This window comes from Candidatus Neomarinimicrobiota bacterium (assembly GCA_018647265.1).
GTDB lineage: Bacteria > Fidelibacterota > Marinisomatia > Marinisomatales > TCS55 > TCS55.
In genome coordinates this window covers 1-8,344 of record JABGTK010000049.1, presented here as the reverse complement: position 1 = coordinate 8,344, position 8,344 = coordinate 1, and the positions used below count along the sequence as shown (strand labels likewise).

Annotated in this window: 7 protein-coding genes; all 7 read right to left on the bottom strand. The window is 39.5% G+C overall.

Annotation, left to right across the window (positions count from 1 at the left end; genetic code table 11):
* Nucleotides 1-471: hypothetical protein (locus HN459_03305; GenBank protein MBT3478469.1), on the bottom strand; the 471-nt coding region annotated here is incomplete at its 3' end.
* On the bottom strand, nt 458-3,559 hold the full coding sequence (locus HN459_03300; protein ID MBT3478468.1) for a hypothetical protein: 3,102 nt from the start codon (nt 3,557-3,559) through the stop codon (nt 458-460). The genes HN459_03300 and HN459_03305, both read right to left, overlap by 14 nt.
* Nucleotides 3,546-4,409 carry a hypothetical protein gene (locus HN459_03295; protein ID MBT3478467.1) on the bottom strand — a complete coding sequence of 288 codons (864 nt, stop codon included), beginning with the start codon at nt 4,407-4,409 and terminating at the stop codon, nt 3,546-3,548. Before HN459_03295 ends, HN459_03300 begins: the two co-directional genes overlap by 14 nt.
* Complete coding sequence (locus HN459_03290) at nt 4,378-5,226, bottom strand: prolipoprotein diacylglyceryl transferase (protein MBT3478466.1); 849 nt, start codon at nt 5,224-5,226, stop codon at nt 4,378-4,380. The genes HN459_03295 and HN459_03290 overlap by 32 nt, the downstream gene beginning before the upstream one ends.
* A complete protein-coding gene (locus HN459_03285) occupies nt 5,227-6,087 on the bottom strand; it encodes a zinc-ribbon domain-containing protein (GenBank protein MBT3478465.1) in 861 nt (286 codons plus the stop codon).
* Between the two features lie 57 nt (nt 6,088-6,144).
* Nucleotides 6,145-6,909, bottom strand: a complete 765-nt coding sequence (locus HN459_03280; GenBank protein MBT3478464.1) for a CPBP family intramembrane metalloprotease — start codon at nt 6,907-6,909, stop codon at nt 6,145-6,147.
* 21 nt (nt 6,910-6,930) lie between these two features.
* The coding region (gene lepA, locus HN459_03275; protein MBT3478463.1) for an elongation factor 4 at nt 6,931-8,344 on the bottom strand (1,414 nt) is incomplete at its 5' end.

The window sequence follows — 8,344 nt, the reverse complement described above, 5'->3', positions numbered from 1 at the left end:
TTCCAGATGGAGATCCACTTCTCCAGTGGTGAGCCATTTTCCATCTTTACCTTTGCTGGCCCCGATGATGCCGCCGATCTGACTTTTGAACTGGGGATGAAACGCCACCACGGCTGCCACTTGTTTTTTGCCATACTGAGCGAAAGAAATTTCAGAACCACCGTTAATATAAGGATAAGCGCTCTGAATCGTTCGAAACTGTTGCAGTGCACGGTTATGGTCTTTAAGTCCCATGAGTGGATGAAATAAGCGCTGTATCACCTTTTGATTAATTGATCCATCTTCTAAGAAATATAGAGAATCAATTTCTGCATTTTCAAATACAAATTCATAATCGCCATTTTCATTCAATAAATAATAGCTTTTCCATTCCCCTTTTGATTCCAGTTTGGCATAGAAGGTTGAGTCTATTTTTTGAGCAATAGATATTGAGAGGACTGCGATGAATGGAATAAATCTAAAAATGGGCACGAACCTCTCCCTGAAGTTTGACAAAACCATCATAGCGAGCATCATCTAAGTATAATAATGTGGCATTGACCGAAAGTGATTTGCCCAAAAAGAAGGATGCACGAATATTGCTCCGTAAGGTCCGACCGTGAGATAATCCCTTCAATGCTTCCGGGGGCATAGATTTAAATCCATTCACAATATAATATTCAAAATTCCCTTCAATTCGGCCGTCTTTACCAATGAATTGAATCCAATTCATTTTCATGCCATGAGCCCATACTTTTTCCATATTTAAGCCAATTTTAGGTCTCACAAGCCCTCCGATCCCAGTATCGTCCCAATAATAAATGAACCGTGATTCCCATTGGAATGAACTAGAACTATAATTTTTAAAGCCGGCCTCAAAAGTATAACCATCTACGGATCGCATGGTAATCCGTTCTTTTTCAGATTCCACTCGAGAATCATGCATATCACCCTGAATAACGAGATGATAATTACCCTTCAGAGCGATTTGAGACTCACCACCCCATTCCTGTTTATATCTGTACTCCCATCCACGGGGATCCAACCCATTAAAATTGGATGAATTCTGATTCCAAATGCGATGGCGATTTTTCTGTTTCCTTTTTTTATAAATTAATTCGTGACGATAATTACTTCGATATACTTCTCCCACATCCAGTTTGGGGCCTGAAATAGAAAATTTCGATCCATGGAAATCCAACCGATTTATATAACGATATTTCCAGTTTTTAAGATGATCAAATTTCCATTTGGCAAAATCGATAGAAAAACGTGTTAATCCATCCAATTGTGATCCATGTTTCCGGTCCCCCGTAAAAACAGTGTGAGCCACGTATGCACCATTGGGATCGGAAATATATTCATTCAACTGGGAGTCGTAACGATAATGGCCGAAACCAACACCGATTGAATCATAAACAATGGCTCGAGATTCACGCATGGATGTGAGTGCATTTATGACAAAATCCAATTGAAAGGGACTTTTTCTGTCTCGGTAATTCAAAGCTGTGCGGAAGGTATTATAGTCATTGCTGGAATTGTCTTTTTCATTGGTTTGAATCCGCTGACTGTACAGCCACTCCTGCCGCCACCCTGATTTTTGTCTGGATTTATAATCAACTTGAACGACCTTACCCGTTTGGGTGGTTTCCATTTTAGTCGCATCTTTAAAAGTGGCAGTCTGATCTTCCCGCTGGCCTATCCCCAATGAGAAAGAACGGTTGTTTCGAGTGAAATCTAACCCCACCAAAATATCATCAAATTGATATACTTTTTCCCGCGCTTCGTGTGTCACTGTTATAAATGGTTTTAGAGGTCCATCGAATAATCGGATTTGGCCATCAACCTGTTGGAAGGCAGTTTCAGATTGAACTTTATTCCATCTCATTTGTGCGTTATTAATCAATTTACCTTGGTAGCTCAAATCAATCTCAGAACGATCTTTTTTTCGGTCACCCTGAGTTAGCCTTGAGATATCAATACCGCTTTTCAGTCCTTTTCCAATCTCGATAACAGTTCGCATGGATGACATGGATTCTCCATCCAAAGCTTGCGCCATATCCAAATCCCATGATTCATTAAAGTCCACACTTCTCTCCCTACTCAGAGATCGAAAATCCACCGAATTCAGCCAATATTCGAAATCAAAACCCAGATTCACTTTACCCATTTGAATGGGCTTTTGATCCAATCCTAAGCGAAAGGCATTTCCATTCTTTTTCGTTTCTGAATGGTTTGACAATACATTGTTCTCTTTAATCGAGAATGCCCCTTCCGTTGATAATGATAAACCGGGAAGTATTTTTAAATTCGTATCAAACTGTAATAATTGGTGACTGACCGGTGCCCTAAGTGAGCGACCAGGAGAATAGCGTTGGCGATTATCAATGTTGTCTGTAAAAACAAATGCATAATATATTCGGTTTTTATCAGAAATTTTTCTAACATAATCTCCGGTGGGGTCCGGACTGAATGTAACGGTGTATCGGTTTTCAGGTAATATGTTATACGCAGAATGTATAAAAAGGAAATTATCATTTATTAATACATAATCTCCCAATGAATCCTGAACGACTCCAGATTGGTAAAACACATCTTTAGATTTAAAGGCCGACCGCTGTTCATCGGATAAAAAGGATCCTTTTGCATTATCACGCTCATCGATATAGGAAATGCTGTATTGCCCTTTATCGCCAATGACTCCCTCCAACCCCGCTTCTATATAATTGGCTTTGTAGGCATTGTCTGAATATTGGTATTCTAAATCTATATCCGAATCGAAATAGATTAAATGCTTGGGTGTAAATGTCAATTCTCCAGAAGTGTAATCAATGGTGTAATCGCGATCTTCTCCCCGGGTCAATTTTTCCCCATTGAGCCATACCGATTCGGAACCGGCGGAAATGATGACGCTCCTTAATCCTTCTTTCGATGTTAAAAAATATGGCCCTTGCCTTCCGTCTTCCCCCTTCAATTCTAAACTATGATATTTCCCCTTAGATTGGCCGATTATGGTCCGAACTGTTACGTCATTATGGTTAATGTTGTTCTTTATACCTACTATATTTCGTTTGTTATTATTATACTTACCCGATTTATTAATCACCATTATATCTCCCGCCGTCAATTCTCCGGAAGGATGGGATACATTCAAATAAACTTTGTCTAATTCATCCAAAGCGGCGGTAGTTCCGTCCGGTTGAATTGGTATGGATTCATCGGTAACTGTGCCGGAAACGCGAATATTTTCACTAAGCTTTCCTGCCAATTGAAATCGGAGTCCGCCACTTAATCCACCAGTACCTTGGGAGCTCATTTCTATTCCACGAAAGAATGTTCCCGATGCGTTGATTGGGTATGAAATTGGTTGAGTGAGTGGGTGTTTACCAGCCTGCGCCAATGCTTCGGCTGACATGGTTGATTGATTAAGAGTATCTTTTTGAACAGCAATTAAGCTATCCAAATGGGGTAAATGATTAATTATAGGGCCAATCTTTTGAGGCAAATCAATTTGTGTAGAATCCTGCGAACAAAGGATTGCCGTTACACCAAAAAAGACGAAATATTTATTTAGGAACATTTATATCAAAAATGATCAATTCTTTATCGGTCAATACGTTGAGGAAATCACCATCCACAATGGCATCACGAAGTGCATCATTTAAATCTAATGCAAATGGCGTTTCACCAATAAATTGAATATCTCCCGTTTCGTTGAGGATAACCCAAAATTTTTGAAATGACAAAATAAGTGCTGGATTCTCAATATTAACTTTAAATCGGCGTTCCATTTTTCCCGTCCGAGAAAAAAGATGGATCTCATTTATACAATTATATAAAAGTGCCAATTGATCATTTCGCCCAAATCGCATGGAAGCCACACAATCTTCTGTCCTGGGAAAGGAATTGAGATCAATAAAAGTATTAAGCTGCGATGAATTAGGATTGGAACGATAAATCTGATGCGTTTCAGGAGAATAGAAATACAACCATCCACGGCTATCATTTCCCATTGAAGTGGGGAATAAACCACCATCATTTTCAGCAAATGAAATAGATTGAATAAAATTTAATTGGACATCAAATCGGCTAATCCTGTTTTCTGTGCGGTCTAGGATAAATACATCCAATTGATGTGAAACTATATCCACCGGGTCGAACAAACCAGATTCTCCTGCACCAAAGCCACCCTTAATTAATAATGTGTCCGAAACCCAACTGCCAATACGGCGGTTTTGGGTATCGAGAAAAATTAATCCATTGGGGATTTTAACGAGGCGGTTCGGCTCAAACTCGGAATCTATTACATTTTTTGTGAGGTCAATTCTGCCAACCTCGATAGCCTCCTGGGGAATAGCAACCCCATAAAGGAGTAAAAGTGAAAAGAAAAAAATTAGTCTATTTTTCAGATGGTTCTTCCTGTGGCACATTCACGGGATGAGTTAAAAACCATGCACCAATTCCAATCATTGAAAGGGAGATCAATTGGGAGCCACTGAGGCCAAAAGCATATTTTGTGTTTACACGTAAGAATTCAATTAAGAATCTTTCTGATCCTGCAAAAATTAAATATGTGAAGAATAAACTACCTACAATAACGACTGACATACGTTTGTTATAGAGGTAATAAAATATTCCCAATCCTAATAAAGTTTCATATATCTGTGTAGGATGAACCGTCAATACGCCAGGTTCAAATCCTGAGAGATTTACCCATGGATAATAAGTTTGAAATACGGCATAAGTTGATGGGGGCAACCCATCAGGAAAAGAAATTCCCCAGGGCAAATCAGTGGGCAAACCATAGTCATCTCCCACTAATAAACAGCCAATACGGCCAATAGCATATCCCAAAATCAATAAGGGCGCAACAATGTCTGCAAATTTAATCCATGTGAGTTTTTCCTTTTTAATAACGAAAGTCACGGCTAAAGTGCCGCCCATCAATCCGCCGAGAAAAACCAGCCCTGCCCCGCTGAAAATCATGCCCATGGGATCTGCTTTTACTCGGTCAAAATTCTCAATTAAATAATATATCTTTGAACCAAGAATACCGCCAACTGCTGCTGCAAAAACGAGATCTGCGGCTAACTTTGCGTCATATCCAAGACGGTTCAGATCCTTGTTGAGAAGATAATAACATGAATAAAATGCTATCATCATCATAAACCCATATGAATTGATTACAGGATGAAATTCGAAACCAAATATATTGATTTCACCGAAGTCGAAAATAATAGGCCACATTTAGAGTTCCCCCCCACAGTTTGCACAAAATTTGTGATTGTCCTGAATCGGTGCACCGCACCCAGTACAGAATTTTCCATTACCCTTTTGGGGCTTGGAATCAAAATTATCCTTAAGTTCAGATTTTCTTTGAGCATAAAACATTCCACCTACAATAACGGCCACTATTCCCAAAACAACCAATGGTTGCCACAAAGGTAATTTATGCCGAACTGGTGCCGTTTTCACCGATGGGGCTGAAGGTATTGCTGCATTATCATCATTGCTCAACATTGTTTGAAGCGCATTGATGGAAATACCACCAGTGGGGTTTTCATAACTGAATGATATTGCTTTGTTTGTATTCGCCCGAAAATCATGAAGATGAATTCTTTTGAAATTTAATCCATGTTGATCCTGAAAAGTTTCCGCATCTTTTTCAGAGAATGAAAAATTTTCTGCAATGAGCGGTTCCTGAATAATCACATGGGCATCCTCCACATCACTATTTATCTCAAGATTGAAGTTCCCAGAACGTGATGTGCCATTTTTCTCAATTGGATAAAAAACAAATAATCGAAATTTGGAATCCACCACACTCACCTGGATCAAAGAGCGATTTTTTGATTTCAGTACCGATAAATGTTTTACTTCAGCTTCAGATTCTGCTGTACCACCCACGTAAAATACGCTATCTGTATTGGCTGGAACGGATATCTCTAAGTTTAGTGGTAAACTTTCATCTTTCACTTCACCGTCAATTTCAGCCATAATTCCGTCAAAATAATATTCCGGATAGATGACTACATCAAATGATTTAAATGATGATGACTGGGCTGACAATGTTCCCAGTAAAAACAAAATGGATAATATTTTTTTCATTAAGATTAATTTTCCCCAAAAATTGACGCTGAAATTACAGATTTTCTCAATTAATAATCATGCTGAAGTGGTGTACTTTACCAAAACAAATAAATCATATATGGTATGGGTATAAGCCGCCACACCAAATCCTCGCATAACGTAAATACCGCCTAAAACGACACCCGCTACCATACGAATTAAAAATAAGTTCATTGCAGGCGTCTCTCCATAAGCACCAACAAAATGAAAACCAGAGAATAATGCTGCCGCAAGAATGACTGCACCCGCTTTTTGCCCAGCTTCGCGCCATTGAAATATAAACCCTAAAACAGAAGCCATTCCAACGATGAGAATAACACGGAAAACGAATTCTTCATAAATCCCAGCGCCGATAGCTAAAACTACTTGCTGCATTAATCGTCCATCTTTACCATTCATCAAAAGTGCCGGAAGCCAAATCATGGTAATTGTTAATACAATCGCCCATCCAATACTCTCAAATAACATGGTTAATAAATATTCCCCGCGAATGGCCGATGTCATCAGTTTTTTCTTTTGACGGAGGAAGGCAACCATGAAGCCAATCAGGAACGATCCGCTGAAACCATAGACTCCGAAAATTCCAAATACTTCTAAAATCTGGCGCATCAAAACATCAGCACCATTTCTCAAAAGGGGTAAATCGCTGGCAGAAATCGCAAAAACGCCTATTTCATAAATAAGAAATAAGGGTAGCGTAAAAATGAAGCTATAGAGCGGCGTGTGGGTTTCTTCCCAATAGTTTGAATTATTCATGAGTGTTTGGGTAATCACGTGTTCATGTGTCCCGTACGAAAACACTTTAACACCTGAACACTTCGATTAGTCTGAATCAATTTGGAGGACAGCCAACAACGCTTCTTGGGGGATTTCTACCCTACCAATAGATTTCATCCGCTTCTTCCCCTCCTTCTGCTTTTCCCACAGTTTGCGTTTACGCGTTATGTCACCACCATAACATTTTGCCGTTACATTCTTTTTAATCATTTTTACTGTGGAACGAGCGATAATTTTATTTCCCAAGGATGCTTGAATAGGTACATCAAACATTTGTCGAGGAATGAGTTCTTTCAATTTTGAGCAAAGGGCAACTCCGCGATGGTAAGCATCATCAGTATGGGTAATAAAAGACAGAGCATCAACCGTTTCGTTATTGATAAGAATATCCAATTTTTTCAGATCACCGGATACATAACCGGACAAATGGTAATCTAGAGATGCATACCCTTTACTAGTGGATTTCAATTTATCATAAAAATCAAAAATAATTTCACCTAAAGGAAGGTCGTAATGCAATTGTGCCTTTTCTGCCGTGAGGTAATTGGTGTTCTTATAAATGCCACGCTTTCTTTGGCAAAGTGTCATAATGTTGCCGATGAACTCTTTTGGTGTAATAATTTCAGCTGAAACGTGGGGTTCTAAAATTGATTGAATATCTCCCGTTGGCGGCATTTTTGCCGGTGTATCCACTTCAACAATCTTCCCATTCCGCAACTCAACTTTATACTGCACATTAGGTGTAGTTGTCACCAATGCCAAGTCAAATTCCCGCTCGAGCCTTTCTTGGATAATCTCCATGTGGAGCAACCCTAAAAATCCACAACGAAATCCAAAACCCAATGCTTTGCTCGTTTCCGGTTCATAGAATAAGGAAGCATCATTCAATTTTAATTTATCGAGAGCCATTCGCAGTTGGTCATAATCATCAGCATCAGAAGGATACAACCCGGAAAAGACCATTGGTTTTATTTCTTTAAATCCCGCCAAAGCATCAGTTGCAGGATTTGATTTCGTCGTAATTGTATCTCCCGGTAAAATATGGGATACATCGCGAATGCTGGCTAATAGATAGCCCACATCTCCGGCGCGGAGTTCTTTGGCCGGAACTTGTTTCAACACAAAATGGCCCACTTCTGTAATATCATATTGACGGTCGTGGGCAAAAAATCGGGCCGTTTCTCCGGGCTTGAGTACACCATCAAACACTCGGACGTAAGGAATTGCACCTTTGTAGTTGTCGTGGACAGAATCAAATACCATGGCTCGCAATGGTGCTTCGGCATTATCTGCCGGTGCCGGGATGCGTTCTATAATGGCATCAAATACATCCTGAATTCCAATACCACTTTTGGCACTGGCACAAATGATTTCATTCTCATCACACCCAATTAATTCTATTATTTGTCCCTTTACTTCATCCACACGGGCGCTAGGCAGATCGACCTTATTAATAACA

Excerpts from the sequence above, each read along its gene's own strand:
- HN459_03300 (MBT3478468.1), bottom strand. The coding sequence starts at position 3,559 with ATGTTCCTAAATAAATATTTCGTCTTTTTTGGTGTAACGGCAATCCTT.
- HN459_03295 (MBT3478467.1), bottom strand. The coding sequence starts at position 4,409 with ATGTGCCACAGGAAGAACCATCTGAAAAATAGACTAATTTTTTTCTTT.
- HN459_03290 (MBT3478466.1), bottom strand. The coding sequence starts at position 5,226 with ATGTGGCCTATTATTTTCGACTTCGGTGAAATCAATATATTTGGTTTC.
- HN459_03285 (MBT3478465.1), bottom strand. The coding sequence starts at position 6,087 with ATGAAAAAAATATTATCCATTTTGTTTTTACTGGGAACATTGTCAGCC.